The sequence below is a fragment of the Phytobacter cepae genome (assembly GCF_054165735.1).
In genome coordinates this window covers 4,544,971-4,560,231 of record NZ_CM135107.1, presented here as the reverse complement: position 1 = coordinate 4,560,231, position 15,261 = coordinate 4,544,971, and the positions used below count along the sequence as shown (strand labels likewise).

Here is a 15,261-nt window from a genome sequence, read left to right as displayed (position 1 = left end):
AGAGTACAAACGCACACTTTTTTTACGCTTACCGGAGGCTATATGGACCCTGATCCCGCACCTCTCCCTCCAGGGAGACCCCCCTTCCGGTAAGCCCGCCTCTGCTGCCTTACCGGAAACGTAAGGCAGCGACGTCATCCGTCCCTGCAAAATTAATTACGTCTTCAGGACGCGGCTTGCCCGTGCCCGCAAGATAAGGGACTTATCATGTTCAAAAATATCACCCGGATTCTGGCCCGGTTAAATCGCCATTTACCCCGCCGCCTGGTGCAGCGTGACCCGCTGCCAGACGCAGCAACGCTTCAACACGCCGAGATTCCGGCCTCCTTAAGCGAGCGTTGCCTGACGCTTGCGAAGATGGAGATCGCTGAACTTTGGCAACAACTCAATGGCCACCCGGAAGGGCTAAACGACAAAGAGGTACAGGAAGCACGGGAAACACATGGTGCCAACCAGATCCCCGGCCAGCGCCCGACGCCCTGGTGGCAGCATTTGTGGAGCTGCTACCGCAACCCTTTCAACCTGCTGCTGACCTGCCTCGGGCTTTTTTCTTATGCTTCAGAAGATCTCTTTGCGGCAGGGGTGATTGGCCTGATGGTGGCTATTTCAACCTGCCTGAACTTCATTCAGGAGGCGCGTTCCACCAGGGCGGCGGATGCGCTCAAGGCGATGGTCAGCAACACGGCCACCGTGCAACGGGTGGTGGATGAGAAGGGGGCAAGCGGCTGGGTGGAGATCCCACTCGATCAACTGGTGCCGGGCGACATCGTCAAGCTGGCCGCCGGGGATATGATCCCCGCCGATCTGCGCGTGGTGCAGGCCCGCGATCTTTTCGTGGCGCAGGCCTCGTTGACCGGGGAATCCCTGCCCGTTGAAAAAGTAGCAAGAACGCGTCAACCAGCACAAACCAATCCGCTGGAGAGCGACACCCTGTGCTTTATGGGCACCAATGTGGTGAGCGGCACGGCGCAGGCGGTGGTGATTGCCACGGGCGGCAATACCTGGTTTGGGCAACTGGCCGGGCGCGTCAGCGAGCAGGCGAGCGAGCCGAATGCGTTCCAGAAAGGCATTGGTCGCGTCAGCATGCTGCTGATCCGTTTCATGCTGGTGATGACACCGATAGTGCTGCTGATCAACGGTTTTACCAAAGGCGACTGGTGGGAAGCGGCGCTGTTTTCACTTTCGGTAGCGGTTGGGCTGACGCCAGAAATGCTGCCGATGATCGTCACCTCGACGCTGGCGCGCGGGGCGGTGAAGCTGTCAAAACAGAAAGTCATCGTTAAGCATCTCGATGCGATTCAAAACTTTGGCGCGATGGACATCCTGTGCACCGACAAAACCGGCACCCTGACCCAGGATAAAATTGTGCTGGAGAACCACACGGATATCGCCGGCAAAGTTAGCGAACGTGTGCTGCATACCGCCTGGCTGAACAGCCATTACCAGACCGGGCTAAAAAACCTGCTCGACGTGGCGGTGCTGGAAGGGGTGGACGCGGAAACGGCGCAGGCGCTCTCTTCACGCTGGCAGAAAATTGACGAAATCCCCTTTGATTTCGAACGCCGTCGTATGTCGGTGGTCGTCGCTGAGCAGGCCGATGTTCATCAGTTGATTTGCAAAGGGGCGCTGCAGGAGGTGCTCAGCGTCTGTACTCAGGTGCGTTACCACGGCGAAATTGTGCCGCTGGATGACACCATGTTGAAACGCATTCAGCGGGTGACCGAAACGCAAAACCGCCAGGGGCTGCGGGTGGTCGCGGTGGCAACGAAATACCTGCCTGCGCGCACCGGCGATTATCACCGGGCGGATGAATCGGATCTGATCCTCGAAGGTTACATTGCCTTCCTCGATCCGCCGAAAGAGACCACCAAACCGGCACTGAAAGCGCTAAAAGCTAGCGGTATCACCGTCAAAATCCTTACCGGAGACAGTGAACTGGTGGCCGCCAAAGTGTGTCGTGAAGTGGGGCTCGATGTGGGTGAGCTGGTCACGGGTCACCAGATTGAGAAAATGGGCGACGACGAACTGGCGGCACTGGCCAAACATACGACCCTGTTTGCCCGTCTGACGCCGATGCACAAAGAGCGCATTGTCACGCTGCTGCGGCGTGAAGGGCACGTTGTGGGCTTTATGGGTGATGGCATCAACGATGCGCCGGCGCTGCGAGCAGCGGACATTGGTATTTCCGTTGACGGCGCGGTGGATATCGCCCGTGAAGCTGCCGATATCATCCTGTTGGAAAAAAGCCTGATGGTGCTGGAAGAAGGGGTGATAGAAGGGCGCAAAACCTTCGCCAACATGCTGAAATATATCAAAATGACCGCAAGTTCAAACTTCGGTAACGTCTTTAGCGTACTGGTGGCGAGCGCCTTTCTGCCGTTCCTGCCGATGCTGCCGTTACACCTGTTGATTCAGAACCTGCTGTACGATGTGTCCCAGGTGGCGATCCCGTTTGATAATGTGGACGAAGAGCAGATCCAGAAACCGCAGCGCTGGAACCCGGCGGATCTGGGGCGCTTTATGATCTTCTTCGGCCCGATAAGCTCCATCTTCGACATCCTTACCTTCTGCGTGATGTGGTGGGTGTTTAAGGCGAACGTGCCGGAAGCGCAGACCCTGTTCCAGTCCGGCTGGTTTGTGGTTGGGTTGCTGTCACAAACGCTGATTGTGCATATGATCCGTACCCGTCGCGTGCCGTTTATCCAGAGCCGCGCCGCCTGGCCGCTGATCGTCATGACGCTAATGGTGATTATGGTGGGTATTGCGTTGCCGTTCTCACCGCTGGCGAGCTATCTGCAACTACAGGCACTGCCGCTCGCCTATTTCCCGTGGCTGATTGCCATTCTGGCAGGCTATATGACGCTGACCCAACTGGTAAAAGGGTTCTACAGCCGCCGGTATGGCTGGCAGTAATCTCACCTCATGGCTGCTACGGCAGCCATGAGGCTTTCTCTGTAATCCCTTTATAACTCGCTGTACAGAGACTAAATTTTTTCCGAAATAATCAATGTTTAAAGCTACTTATCAGAACAGCTCAAATAGTGGTGTTAGCGTAATAGAATAATTATTACCGCTATTGGTCTTTTCATGATTAATATAAATTCAATCGTGTTGTTATTACGCGGCGATTTTCATCAACAGTGTCTGGCCAGAGAGTTCAACATATTTGGCACGATTGAGACCGAGGTTAAATGGCATGACTGAACGTGGGTATGCCTTTTTGCTGTCGAAGATAGTCCGCATCGTTACGGTTGCTGCTTTTTTTTATATGCTCTATGTGATTTGCGCTTGCTGGGATTTTGTACGTGAAAGCAGTGAACTGGTGGCCGTGCAATGGTGCCGTAATGATCAATCACGTTTCCATTACGCAGATGAGCTCTCCAGGCATGGACTATACGTTTATCTGGAAAAATCATCAGGGAAAGTCATGGTAAGAGAAATTAGCATCGCCCTTGCCAGCCCCTTTCAGCCTTACAGATATCGTCACCAGACTATTGGGTACGAAAGTAACATTCAGACAGCCAGAGAGAAATGGGGCGCCATTAAATGTCTGGAGCACAATAAAGCCCTTATCGGTACATCGGGTTATGTTTTCTCATGGGGAGCATAAGCTGTGAGTTATTTTCTACGGCAATTCAGTGGAAGCCTTATTTTTTTACTGCTGGTTATGATGGTTTGTCTTTTTTTTATTGGTTCAGCCCAGCGGTATAACGATATTGTCAGCTTCAGAATCGACAATGAAATGATTTCCACACTGGAAAGAGTGCGAAATGAAGATGCTGATGTGCTGAAGATGAATGTTTATCGCTCCAGAATAAATTGGATTGCAGGTCGAGTTTGTCTCTCTAAATATATTGAATCTCAAACTACAAACCCAATGGAACTGTATAACTGGACGATTGATGACTTTGCAATGGGAGTGGTGACTTTAAATAACAATGGAAAAGTACTGGTTTATTCCTTTACTGACTGTTCAGGCTAATTATTTAAAAACAAGCTGGATCAACCCATATCCCAGTGAGCCGAAAACCAGAAGCAGGATGGTCCAGCAAAACAGGTAAAACGCATTACTCGCCCCCACGCCAGAGCGGGCGAGGAAGGTGTTCTCTTTTTTAATGTGTTTTGCAGACAGTGCGCGGTAGCGGCAGATGTAACTCACGCAGTAAAACAGGAAAAGGGGGATCGTCCAGATCGCGACGGCCTTTGAGAAGATCAGTGCCAGCATCACGGAGGCAACCAGGAAGCCGAGAAAGACGAACGATGCCGTGGTTTCCATCTTTTTTAATTCACTGCGGATGTGCTGGGCATGGCGTTCCTGCCAGCGGCGAAGCGTGCTCATGCTAAAGCCATGCGTCTCGCACAGTTCTTTTTCCGGGGTGCCGCTTTTTGTCTGCTGGAGAAAGGCGGCAATTTGCTCTTCGGTAAAGCGCGCTTGAGCCATTCATCTCCCTCCATGGCGAGAGCGGTTTAGGGGCTGAAAACAGGGGCGTTCGGATAAAAGATAATCCAGGCCTCGACCCGGATTACCCTTCAGACAGAGATTAGCGGCGAACGGCGATGGCTTCGATCTCGATCTTCACATCTTTCGGCAGACGGGCCACTTCTACGCAGGAGCGCGCCGGGAAGGTTGCGTTGTGCTCGGTGAAAAAAGCTTCGTAAGTGGCGTTAACGGTAGCGAAATCATTCAGATCTTTCACGAATACCGTTGTTTTAACAATATCACCCACTTTCAGACCAGCGGCTTCGACGATGGCCTGCACGTTTTCCAGCGACTGGCGCGCCTGGGCTGCAACGTCTTCCGGTACGCTTCCGGTTTTTGGATCCACCGGGATCTGACCGGAGGTGATGATCATGCTGCCAAGATCAACGCCCTGAACATAAGGGCCGATTGCTGCAGGTGCATTTTCCGTCGCGATAGTTTTGGTCATGTTATCTCCTGAAGAACAGCGGTAAAAAGGTCGGGGTCATTATACCCATCATGCTCTAAGTTGCATGCCTGATGACCCCGTTTGTTCACCTTGGCGCGCGATTAACCGCGCAGTACCACCGCATGGGCAAACTCTTTCTCGCAATATTTGCACTTCAGGGCGATATCATTCGCGCGTTTTTTCACGGCAAAACTGGATGCCACCGGCTCAGCATGGCTGATGCAGTTGCTGTTCGGGCAGACCAGCACGCTGTCGATACGCTCCGGCAGTTTCGGGTGCGACTTACTCACCACATCGTAATTGTCGATGCGATTCACCGTCGCCAGCGGGGCATACAGCGCCAGCTGATCGACCTGCTCGTCGGTCAGGAAGGTATTTTCAATTTTGATCAGATCCTTGCGGCCCATCTCTCCGGACGGCAGATTCAGACCGATGGTGATGCGCTGGTCGGTTTCGGTCAGCTTGAACAGGGTCAGCAGCTTAAAGCCGATCTGAGCCGGAATATGGTCAATCACGGTGCCACGTTTGATGGCTTCAACCTGGAGTTTATTGTCGTGTGTCATCTCTTTTTCCCCTACAGAGCCAAATCACTATTCAGAACCAGTGCCAGTATCGCCTGGCGCGCAAAGATGCCATTGCCCGCCTGCTGGAAGTACCAGGCGTGTGGGGTCTTATCGACATCGGTGGTGATTTCATCCACGCGCGGCAGCGGGTGCAGTACCTTCATATTGCTACGCGCTCCGGTCAGGTCGCTGGCACGCAGAATGAATTGCGCCTTCACGTTGGCGTATTCCGACGGGTCCAGGCGCTCTTTCTGCACGCGGGTCATATAGAGAATGTCGACGTCACTCATCACCTCTTCAATGCTGGCGTGAATGCTCCAGGCCAGCCCTTTTTCATCCAGCATGTCGAGAATGTACTGCGGCATTGCCAGCGCATCCGGGGCGATAAAGTAGAACCGGTTGCCGTTAAATTTCGCCAGCGCCTGCGCCAGTGAGTGCACGGTGCGACCATATTTCAGGTCGCCGACCATGGCGATATTGAGGTTTTCCAGCCGGCCCTGGGTCTCCTGAATGGTGAACAGATCGAGCAGGGTTTGCGTTGGGTGCTGATTCGCGCCGTCGCCGGCGTTAAGGATAGGGATGCCGCCAGAGAACTCGGTCGCCAGACGTGCGGCCCCTTCCTGCGGGTGGCGCATGACAATCGCATCCACATAGGTGCTGATGACGGAGATGGTGTCCGCCAGGGTTTCGCCCTTCTTGCCGAGCGATGTGTTGCTACTGTCCGAGAAGCCGACCACGCTCGCCCCCAGGCGATGGATGGAGGTCTCAAATGACAGGCGAGTTCGGGTAGAGGCTTCAAAGAAGCAGCTGGCGATCACTTTGTGCTTGAGTAACTCCGGCTGCGGGTTGGCTTTCAGTCGGGCGGCAGTGTTCAGCACCAGTTCAAGTTCTTCGCGGCTGAGATCGTTTATGGAAATGATATGTTTTTGATATAGCGGATTAGCCATGGTTATCTCCTGACGACTGCGCAAAAAAAAGCCCCTCAATAGAGGGGCTGTGGAATGGGGTGATCACTGGGAAGAAAAACGGCAGGCCTGCGTCCTTTTTCAGACGCCCAGGGACATTATGTCGAACACACTGGACCATGCTTCCTCCCGGCAAATTGTCCGCGATTATACTCAGCTACTTTTCGGTTTCAAGCGATTAATGCAATATTTGCGTCAGGCAATCGGTTTATTTGCATATAAATGCATATTTAATAAATAACTAATTATTTTGTATGCGTGTGAATAGTTGTACTGACCATCTGGTGGAATAAACATGCGCAAGCGCAACTCTTCGGTAAAAAGGGGTGGTGAGCATCGTCATTTTTCCGTATAAAAAGCTAAAAATGAAACGATGTTTTATCTTGAGGAGATAGCTATGATCGTTGGCAACATTCACCACCTACAGAGCTGGCTGCCGGAAGAGCTGCGCCAGGCCATTGAACACGTCAAAGCTCACGTGACGGATGCCACCCCGACCGGGAAGCATGATATTGACGGTAATAACCTGTTTTATCTCGTTTCTGAAGACATGACTCAGCCGTTTGCCGAGCGCCGCGCGGAATATCACGCCCGTTATCTGGATATCCAGATTGTGCTCAAAGGTCAGGAAGGGATGACATTCAGTACGCTGCCCGCAGGCGCGCCGGACACCGACTGGCTGGCAGATAAAGATATCGCATTCCTGCCGGAAGGCGGCCAGGAAAAAACGGTGGTGCTGAGCGAAGGGGATTTTGTGGTGTTCTACCCAGGAGAAGTCCATAAACCGCTGTGTGCCGTGGGCGCGCCCGCACAGGTGCGTAAAGTGGTTGTGAAGGTTTTAGTAGCCTGACTCGCGTTACCCGTTTCCCCTCATCCTACCGGGGCGAGGGGAGCGATCGCAGTGCGAAGCACCGATTTCTTTGCGGGGCCGCGGGGATTGTAAAGGGGAACGCGGTGTTCCTCTTTACCCGTTCACGTGTCCGGAGATCCATTTCGCCATGAACATAAGGTGAACGGAACCCACCTCCCGAGCCGCATTTTCCCCCTCACCCTGGCCCTTTCCCCGGGGGGAGAGGGAGAAAACCGGTCGTAGCCCGGGTAAGCGCATGCACACCCGGGAAAACATCCGGCTACCCCTCTACCCCTTATCAGAGCTACACGAACAGCGCACCCAACGAATCTGACTTTCCACTCTCCCTCCCTGCCTGGCTTCCCCTTACCACATCGCATAACGAAAACATGATGGCGATCTCATTAATACGTATTATAACGTATTAATGTTATCCCGAATTCAATATCCCTGCGTCTAACTTATGTGGAGATTTTCAACGTTATGAATATCAAAGAAATTATTGAAAAACTGGCGGCCAATGTTAAAGACAATGGTGGGATTCGCCAGGTGTTTCTGGTGGCATGTGGCGGTTCGCTGGTGGATATGTATCCGGCAAAATACTTCTTCGACAGCGAAGCCACCACGCTGCATGTGGGCATGTACACCGCGAATGAATTTGTTTATGCCACCCCGAAAACCCTCAGTGAAAACTCACTGGTCATTGTCTGTTCGCACGGCGGCAATACGCCGGAATCGGTCGCGGCGGCAGAACTGGCGCGTGCGCATCAGGCGCAAACCGTGACCCTGACCCACAACGAACAGGCGAAGCTTATTCAGCACGCCAGCCATAATATTCTGTATGCCTGGGGCAACGATACCAATGTCGTTGATAACCCGATGGCGATTATCCTCAGCCTGTGCGTCGAGGTACTCAATCAGGTGGAAGGGTATGCGGCTTATGCGGATTTTCAGCAGGGCATGGAACAAATCAACGGCGTTATTGCAAAAGCGCGTCAACAGGTGGCTGACCGCTGCCAGCGCTTTGCCCGTCGTTATCAGGACGAAAAATTGTTTTATATCCTTTCCAGCGGTGCGTCTTATGGCCATGCTTACGGCTTCGCCATTTGTTCGTTAATGGAGATGCAGTGGCTGCACGCCGCGCCCATCCACTCCGGCGAATATTTCCACGGGCCGTTTGAAGTGACCGATAAAGAGACGCCGTTTATCTTACTGATGAACGAAGGTCGCACCCGCGTGATGGATGAGCGGGCTAACGCTTTCCTTTCCACCTACGCAGAAAAAGTGGAAGTGGTTGATGCAAAAGAGCTGGGTATTGGCGTACTTCCTCCCCGCGTCGTGGAGTTCTTTAACCCGGTGCTGTTCTACAGCATTATGTGTGAATATCGTTCGGCGCTGGCGGATATTCGTCAACACCCGCTGGAAACACGTCGCTATATGGGACAGGTCGCGTATTAAGGAGAGCATGATGAAAGTCATAGGCGTTGGCGATAATGTCGTCGATCAGTATGCCCATATTCGTACGATGTACCCAGGCGGCAATGCGCTTAATTTTGCAGCTTATGCCTCTATGCTGGGCTATGAAGCGGCGTATCTGGGCATTTTTGGCAATGACAGCGCGGCAAAACATGTTATTTCCGTACTGGACGAACTGGGTGTCAAACATCCGCACTGTTTATATGTCTCCGGGGAGAATGGTTGTGCGCAGCTTAAAATAGAGAATGGCGAGCGAATATTTCTCGGATCAAATGCCGGAGGTATTCGTAAAACAACTTCAATGGATTTTATTTTCCATCATACGGACTATCTGCGGGAATATTCTCTCATACACAGCGGTTGTTATAGCTATATGGAAGAACAGCTTCCGGCATTACAGCAACTGGGTGTGCCCGTCTCGTATGACTTCTCGGATGATTTTGTGCTCGAAGAGGCGTTGCCGCTTTGTCAGTATGTCGACTTTGCCTTTTTCTCCTGCGCTGATTACAGCCTTGAGCAGACGCGAGGCATTATTCAGCAGGCGCACAATAGCGGCAGTCGGATTGTCTGTGCCACGCGTGGCAGCGAAGGGGCAATTCTGTTTGATGGCAAGCAGTGGTATCAACAGGCCCCGGAATATGTCACGCCTGTGGATACGATGGGGGCAGGCGACGCGTTTATTACCGCCTTCCTGTGCCATTATCTTGCACAGACAAATACCCCGGATGAAGAAGCGATTCCTGCAAGCCTTAAGCAAGCCGCATTATTTTCGGCGAAAATCTGCCTCAAAGAGGGGGCTTTCGGCTACGGTGTTCGCTATTAAATAACGCTATCTAAATAGGTTTTTATTTCGCTCATTTTATGAGGGGAAGGGGCGCGGTTTTGCGCTTTTTCCCCAATAAGGAAAGAGTTATGCCTGAATATCATACTGCCGATCTTATTCTGCGGTCGGATAATATATTTACTGCCGACAGCGATGAATTATTTTCTGGATATATTGTTATAAGCCACGGCGTTATTTCAGCGATACTTGCAAACGATGAAGATATTCGCCCGTGGCGCGGCCCCACTACCCATTTTCGCGATCTTGGCGAGCGGCTAATTTGTCCTGGTTTTTGTGATAATCACACCTTTTTCACGGGGTATATGAGCATGCATCGCGGCGTAGATCTTAGCGCCACAAACACTAGCGCGGCGGCACTAACGCTGCTCAAAAAAGCGGAGCAGGGTCTGCCTGCCGGAAAAAGCCTGTACGCGTGGGGCTGGTCTGCGGCGCAGTGGGGAGCGTTGCCTGACAGTGCAGAACTTGACGACGCTTTTCCCCATCGCCCGGTGGTCGCGATTAATAGTGACAAGAGCTATTGCTGGATGAATCAGGCAGCGATCGCTCGCTACGGGTTCACGCCTGACGACTGTAGCGCGGAGGCACGTGTGCACCTGCTTACAGAAATGCTTAACGACGTGGGGCAGGTAAAAGAAGAGTTGCGCGCCTTTATGGCGATGCTGGCGACGCGCGGTATAACGGCAATTAAAGATGTCTGTTTTGATGATGCCCCCGCGCTGCTGGACGCCTGGGCCGGGCTTGAGGCGAATGATGAACTGTCACTGCGCGTCAGCCTGGTCAGTGAGCCAGTGGCCAGCGCCGCTAATTTTACTTTTGCCCGCCAGGCGCGTGACCGTTTTCACTCTTACCGGCTGCGTTTTCATGGCTTTAAATTTATGGTGGATGGCGTGATTGCCGATTACACCGGCGATATGTTGCAGCCTTATACCGACCGGCCGCACACGCATAACGAAAAACCGGTGGATTACGCGGTATTGCGCCAACAGGTGCTGGAAGCCGACCGGCTTGGGCTTAATTGCTGCCTGAACGCCGAAGGGGATGCCGCCATACGTCATTGCATCGATATTTTCGCTGAATGTCACCGCGCCAATCCTCCCCGAGTGCGCCATCACGCCTTAAGCGATCTCGAGTGCCCGCATCCGGACGATATCCCACGTCTTGCCGCACTGGACCTTTCTGCTGAGGTCTACGCGCAGATACTGCTGCTTAATCAGAGCGCGTCTGACGCCTATATGCGTGAGCGCGGAGGCGAAGCCAGGGAGAGGCAGTTCTTTAACTATGCCGCGCTGTTCAATGCCGGGGTTCTGGTGACCATCGGCACCGATTTGCCGCTGTTTATCCCCAGTATTCCCGATGCGATCTATGCGGCCTGCTGTCGCCATTTTGCCGATGGTTCGCCACCAGAAGGGTGGTATCGCGAACACGGAATGACGCGAACACAGCTTCTGAAAGCCTGGACCATCAACGCCGCCGTTCAGCATGGCATGGGGGCACAGACCGGAAGTCTGGCCGTGGGCAAGCGCGCGGATATTGCCGTGTTCGACCGCAACCTGCTCACCTGTGCCGATGATGAAGTGCGTAACGCGCGAGTGGTGCTGACCCTGATGGATGGCCGTACAACACACGATGTTTTATAGACGCCCGCCTTCACGCGCACAGACGACGTGATGACAGGCGATAAAGCGAATTCTTACCGAGGCAGATTATGCGTATTCCAACAATAAAATGGGCCGTACCCCACTGCTACGCTCTGATCTTTTTTATCATTGTTGTGGTTGCCGTTTTCACGTGGTGCATCCCCAGCGGCAGCTTTGACTATCACGCGGTCACTTTACCGGGTGGCGAGACCAAAAGCCTGGTGGTGCCCGGCTCTTATCATGTACTTGAAAAAGTCACCACTGATGGTGACTTACGGCAGGGACTTTCGGCCATTCTTGCCGCTCCCTTAGAAGGCATCATTAAAGCAGCCGATGTGATCGCCTTTGTGCTGATAGTCGGTGGCGCGTTTGGCATCATTATGCGGACCGGCGCCATTGAGCGCGGCCTGCTTGCGCTGGCGCGGCGGCTGGCAGGCAAAGGGATTCTGGTGATTCCGCTGTCTATGACGCTGTTCAGCCTGGGCGGTGCGACTTTCGGCATGAGCGAAGAGGTCATTCCGCTCTATGCCATCTTCATTTCACTGATGTTCGCACTGGGCTATGACTCCCTCACCGCCATTTTGATCTTGTTTCTGGGGACGCAGATTGGCTACGTCGGCGCGATGACCAACCCCTTTTCCGTGCTTATCGCCCAGGGCGTTGCCGGTATTCAGGGCAACCCACAGCTCTGGCTGCGCGCCATTGCCTGGGTGGTTTTTACCGCGATGTCGATTATCTTCACCATGTGGTACGCCCATCGCGTGAAGCGTGATCCGAGCAAATCACCGTCGTATGAAAGCGACTCCCAGAACCGCACGCTGTTTATGGGAGAGCAGACAGGAACGGTACACTTCTCGCTGAGTGACCGGTTGATCATCATCGCCTTTGTACTCGCGCTGGCGGTTATCTCTTGGGGGCTCATCACCCGTGGCTGGTATATGGTGGAGATTGGTACCGTCTTTTTAGCGCTGGGGCTGTTTGCCGGTATCGTCAGCAGAATGTCTGTGAGCGATGTGGCGGAAAGCTTTGTTGATGGCTGCAAAGAGTTTGTCTATGCCGCGGTCGTTATCGGCCTGGCGCGCGGCATTCTGGTGGTGGCGGAAAACGGCAAAATCATCGACACCCTGCTCTATGGCCTGTCGGAAATGCTGGATGGTTTGCCGCAGTATGCTTTTACGACGCTGATGCTGCTGAGCCATAACATCATCACCTTCTTCGTGCCGTCCTCTTCGGGGGAAGCGGCGTTAACCATGCCGGTGCTCGCACCGCTGGGCGATCTGGTTAATATCAATAAAGAGGCGATGGTGATGGCCTATCAATTTGGTAACGGGCTGACCAATCTTATTTCGCCCACCGGCGGTGTACTGCTGGCCGGGTTGTCGATTGCGCGCGTAGGGTTTGGTCAGTGGCTGCGGGTGATTATGCGCCTGTTTCCGCTGCTGTGGATCACCAGCGCCATTTTTGCGGCCATCTCCGCCTGGGTTTAACCGCGCTATGCGCGCCGGCATAGTTTGCCGTGCGCGCATCGACTATAATCCGGGTTCAAATCAATGGCCCTGTTGGTGAATACGCGATGTTGAGTAATGGACTGCAACAGCATACCGCTGTCCCGCTATACAGACAGTTGAAGGATAAAATCCTCAGCGATATCTCCTCCGGCAAACTTGCGGAAGGGGCGAAAATACCCACCGAAGTTGAGCTGAGCGAGCTGTATGACATTAGCCGTGTGACGGTGCGTAACGCTATTAAAGAGCTGGTGGACGAAGGCTATCTGGTTAAGAAACAGGGAAAGGGTACCTTTGTTTGTCTGCCGAAGATTGAACGTAAAGTGGTGCATCTGCTGAGCTTTACCGATGCCTGTGACAGTAGCCATCTGACTACCGCCAGCAAGGTGCTGCGTACCGCTATCCTCGACGATTATCACCATGTTCGCGAAGCGCTGCGCTTAGCTGACGACGACTCGTTGCTCTATATTCAACGCCTGCGTCGCGCGGGGGACCAACCTTTGATGCTGGAGAATAACTACTACTCGCTCAAGCGATTTGGTTTTTTACAGCAGGAAGATCTGAGCGGTTCGTTGTATCAGCTTTTACGCGAAAAGTACGCGATTCGCCCGACCCATGCCGGGGAAACCACCGTGGAGATGGTGCGCGCCCACGGCGAGACGGCAACGTTGCTGGAACAGCCGCTCGGAGAGCCGCTGTTTTTAATGAAGACGCTGATTCTGGATGCCGACTACCAGCCTATTCACTACGGCGAGCAGCTTATCGTTGCCGAGCGGTATAAATTCAATTTTTGAGATGCGGGTGATTCTCCCGGATGCGCTGCGCTTATCCGGGCTACGCCTGAGTGTCGCCACGGTAGGCGTAGCGCGCCGTGGAAATGATTACTGAGCCAGGGTCGCGACCATCACCGCTTTGATGGTGTGCATCCGGTTTTCCGCCTGATCAAACACAATACTGGCCGACGATTCAAATACCTCGTCGGTCACTTCCATTCCGCCGTGCAGACCGAACTCTTCGGCCATTTTCTTGCCAAGCGTCGTCTGGTCGTCATGGAAAGCTGGCAGGCAGTGCAGGAACTTCACATCCGGGTTACCGGTCAGCGTCAGCATCTGGCTATTTACCTGGTAAGCACGCAGCAGGTTAATGCGCTCGGCCCACTTCTCTTTCGCCTCGCCCATCGATACCCACACGTCGGTGTAGATAAAGTCTGCCCCTTTGACGCCCGCAGCAACATCTTCGGTCAGTGTAATATTGCCACCGTTTTTCTCCGCCAGCGCTTTACACTTCGCTACCAGACCGGCTTCCGGCCAGCAGGCTGTCGGGGCGACGAGGCGTAAATCCAGCCCGGTCATAGCCGCCGCTTCCAGCATGGAGTTGCCCATGTTGTTCCGCGCGTCGCCTGCATAAACCAGCGTCATTTCATTAAACGCTTTGCCTGGCAGGTGTTCCTGCATGGTCAACAAATCCGCCAGCAATTGCGTCGGGTGGAACTCGTTGGTCAGGCCATTCCATACCGGAACCCCGGCAAATTCAGCCAGTGTATCGACGATTTCCTGACCGTAACCGCGATACTGTATACCGTCGTACATTCTGCCCAGGACCCGGGCGGTATCTTTAATTGATTCTTTATGCCCGATCTGGCTACCGCTTGGGCCGAGATAAGTGACGCGAGCGCCCTGATCAAATGCGGCAACTTCGAAAGAGCACCGGGTGCGAGTGGAGTCTTTTTCGAAGATGAGCGCGATGTTCTTACCGGTAAGTTTCTGTACTTCTTGGCCTTTTTTCTTATCTGATTTTAGTTTGGCGGCAAGCTGCAGCAGGGTATGAATTTCAGCAGGGGTAAAATCGAGTAATTTCAAAAAATGCTTCTGGTAAAACGTCGTCATGGTTCCCTCACCTGGCTCAGGCCACTTATTGAATTAAAATTCAATTTATATGTATGAATATTCATTTGCAAGCGCTATGAATAAATCTTTTCGCCGGGGAGTGGAGGCATTGGCGGCGGTATGTGACAATAAGTCTATCTGCCACATTATGAGGAATGAGCCATGGCGAACCCGGAACAACTGGAAGAGCAGCGCGAAGAGACGCGTTTGATTATTGAAGAATTGCTGGAAGACGGCAGCGATCCTGATGCGCTGTATACCATTGAGCATCATCTTTCGGCAGATGATTTTGAAACGCTGGAAAAAGTCGCGGTCGAAGCCTTTAAGATGGGCTATGAAGTGACTGAGCCAGAAGAGCTGGAGCTGGAAGAGGGCGAAGTGGTCATTTGCTGCGACCTGCTTTCCGAAAGCGCGCTGAATGCGGATCTGATCGATGCTCAGGTTGTGCAACTGATGGATCTGGCTGAAAAATTTGAAGTCGAATACGACGGTTGGGGCACGTACTACGAAGACCCGAACGGCGAAGACGGCGACGAAGATGATGAAGATTTTGAGGATGAAGACGACGACGGCGTGCGTCACTAAGTCCCCCTGCGGCAGCTTCGGC

The 15,261-nt window shown here is 53.3% G+C and carries 17 protein-coding genes; 10 read left to right on the top strand and 7 right to left on the bottom strand.

From position 1 onward, the window contains the following. The first annotated feature begins 207 nt into the window (after window positions 1–207). The 3 genes from mgtA (at window position 208) to ACUY4Q_RS21350 (ending at window position 3,982) form a co-directional block, all read left to right on the top strand. The gene (gene mgtA / locus ACUY4Q_RS21360) at window positions 208–2,913 is read left to right on the top strand and encodes a magnesium-translocating P-type ATPase (protein ID WP_458044668.1); all 2,706 of its coding nucleotides are present in this window, start codon (window positions 208–210) and stop codon (window positions 2,911–2,913) included. 283 nt (window positions 2,914–3,196) lie between these two features. Next, window positions 3,197–3,610 (top strand): hypothetical protein, encoded by a 414-nt coding sequence (locus ACUY4Q_RS21355; protein ID WP_458044667.1) that lies wholly within the window; start codon window positions 3,197–3,199, stop codon window positions 3,608–3,610. A 3-nt stretch (window positions 3,611–3,613) separates the two neighbouring features. Continuing rightward, window positions 3,614–3,982: a hypothetical protein gene (locus ACUY4Q_RS21350; RefSeq protein ID WP_458044666.1), complete on the top strand. Its 369-nt coding sequence runs from the start codon at window positions 3,614–3,616 to the stop codon at window positions 3,980–3,982. Here the strand turns inward: ACUY4Q_RS21350 and ACUY4Q_RS21345 are convergent, their stop codons facing one another. The 5 genes from ACUY4Q_RS21345 to pyrL all read right to left on the bottom strand — a co-directional run bounded on the left by ACUY4Q_RS21345 (window position 3,983) and on the right by pyrL (window position 6,577). Next, window positions 3,983–4,441 carry a transposase gene (locus ACUY4Q_RS21345; RefSeq protein WP_458044665.1) on the bottom strand — a complete coding sequence of 153 codons (459 nt, stop codon included), beginning with the start codon at window positions 4,439–4,441 and terminating at the stop codon, window positions 3,983–3,985. A gap of 100 nt (window positions 4,442–4,541) precedes the next feature. Next, complete coding sequence (gene ridA, locus ACUY4Q_RS21340; RefSeq protein WP_458044664.1) at window positions 4,542–4,928, bottom strand: 2-iminobutanoate/2-iminopropanoate deaminase; 387 nt, start codon at window positions 4,926–4,928, stop codon at window positions 4,542–4,544. A 101-nt stretch (window positions 4,929–5,029) separates the two neighbouring features. Further along, window positions 5,030–5,491: an aspartate carbamoyltransferase regulatory subunit gene (gene pyrI, locus ACUY4Q_RS21335; protein WP_458044663.1), complete on the bottom strand. Its 462-nt coding sequence runs from the start codon at window positions 5,489–5,491 to the stop codon at window positions 5,030–5,032. 11 nt (window positions 5,492–5,502) lie between these two features. Beyond that, window positions 5,503–6,438, bottom strand: a complete 936-nt coding sequence (gene pyrB, locus ACUY4Q_RS21330; RefSeq protein WP_458044662.1) for an aspartate carbamoyltransferase — start codon at window positions 6,436–6,438, stop codon at window positions 5,503–5,505. Next, on the bottom strand, window positions 6,431–6,577 hold the full coding sequence (gene pyrL / locus ACUY4Q_RS21325; protein WP_408939013.1) for a pyr operon leader peptide: 147 nt from the start codon (window positions 6,575–6,577) through the stop codon (window positions 6,431–6,433). Before pyrL ends, pyrB begins: the two co-directional genes overlap by 8 nt. A 276-nt stretch (window positions 6,578–6,853) precedes the next feature. On the opposite strand from pyrL, the gene ACUY4Q_RS21320 reads away from it, so the two are divergent. The 6 genes from ACUY4Q_RS21320 to ACUY4Q_RS21295 all read left to right on the top strand — a co-directional run bounded on the left by ACUY4Q_RS21320 (window position 6,854) and on the right by ACUY4Q_RS21295 (window position 13,562). Beyond that, on the top strand, window positions 6,854–7,306 hold the full coding sequence (locus ACUY4Q_RS21320; RefSeq protein WP_039077728.1) for a YhcH/YjgK/YiaL family protein: 453 nt from the start codon (window positions 6,854–6,856) through the stop codon (window positions 7,304–7,306). 483 nt (window positions 7,307–7,789) lie between these two features. After that, a complete protein-coding gene (locus tag ACUY4Q_RS21315) occupies window positions 7,790–8,764 on the top strand; it encodes an SIS domain-containing protein (protein ID WP_458044661.1) in 975 nt (324 codons plus the stop codon). Between the two features lie 10 nt (window positions 8,765–8,774). Then, entirely contained in the window at window positions 8,775–9,605 is an 831-nt protein-coding gene (locus ACUY4Q_RS21310; RefSeq protein ID WP_458047411.1) for a PfkB family carbohydrate kinase, read from the top strand. 89 nt (window positions 9,606–9,694) lie between these two features. Further along, window positions 9,695–11,263, top strand: a complete 1,569-nt coding sequence (locus tag ACUY4Q_RS21305; RefSeq protein ID WP_458044660.1) for an amidohydrolase — start codon at window positions 9,695–9,697, stop codon at window positions 11,261–11,263. Between the two features lie 68 nt (window positions 11,264–11,331). Further along, window positions 11,332–12,750, top strand: coding sequence for a YfcC family protein (locus ACUY4Q_RS21300; protein WP_458044659.1), 1,419 nt, complete (start codon window positions 11,332–11,334; stop codon window positions 12,748–12,750). Window positions 12,751–12,836: 86 nt separating this feature from the next. Beyond that, window positions 12,837–13,562 (top strand): GntR family transcriptional regulator, encoded by a 726-nt coding sequence (locus ACUY4Q_RS21295; RefSeq protein WP_125125441.1) that lies wholly within the window; start codon window positions 12,837–12,839, stop codon window positions 13,560–13,562. An 87-nt stretch (window positions 13,563–13,649) separates the two neighbouring features. Here the strand turns inward: ACUY4Q_RS21295 and argF are convergent, their stop codons facing one another. Next, a complete protein-coding gene (argF, locus tag ACUY4Q_RS21290) occupies window positions 13,650–14,654 on the bottom strand; it encodes an ornithine carbamoyltransferase (protein ID WP_458044658.1) in 1,005 nt (334 codons plus the stop codon). After that, a complete protein-coding gene (gene argL / locus ACUY4Q_RS21285) occupies window positions 14,651–14,719 on the bottom strand; it encodes a putative translational regulatory protein ArgL (RefSeq protein WP_408939024.1) in 69 nt (22 codons plus the stop codon). The genes argF and argL overlap by 4 nt, the downstream gene beginning before the upstream one ends. Before the next feature lie 97 nt (window positions 14,720–14,816). Between argL and rraB the strand changes: the two genes are divergently transcribed. Further along, window positions 14,817–15,239: a ribonuclease E inhibitor RraB gene (rraB, locus tag ACUY4Q_RS21280; protein ID WP_200923777.1), complete on the top strand. Its 423-nt coding sequence runs from the start codon at window positions 14,817–14,819 to the stop codon at window positions 15,237–15,239. The last annotated feature ends 22 nt before the right edge of the window (window positions 15,240–15,261 follow it).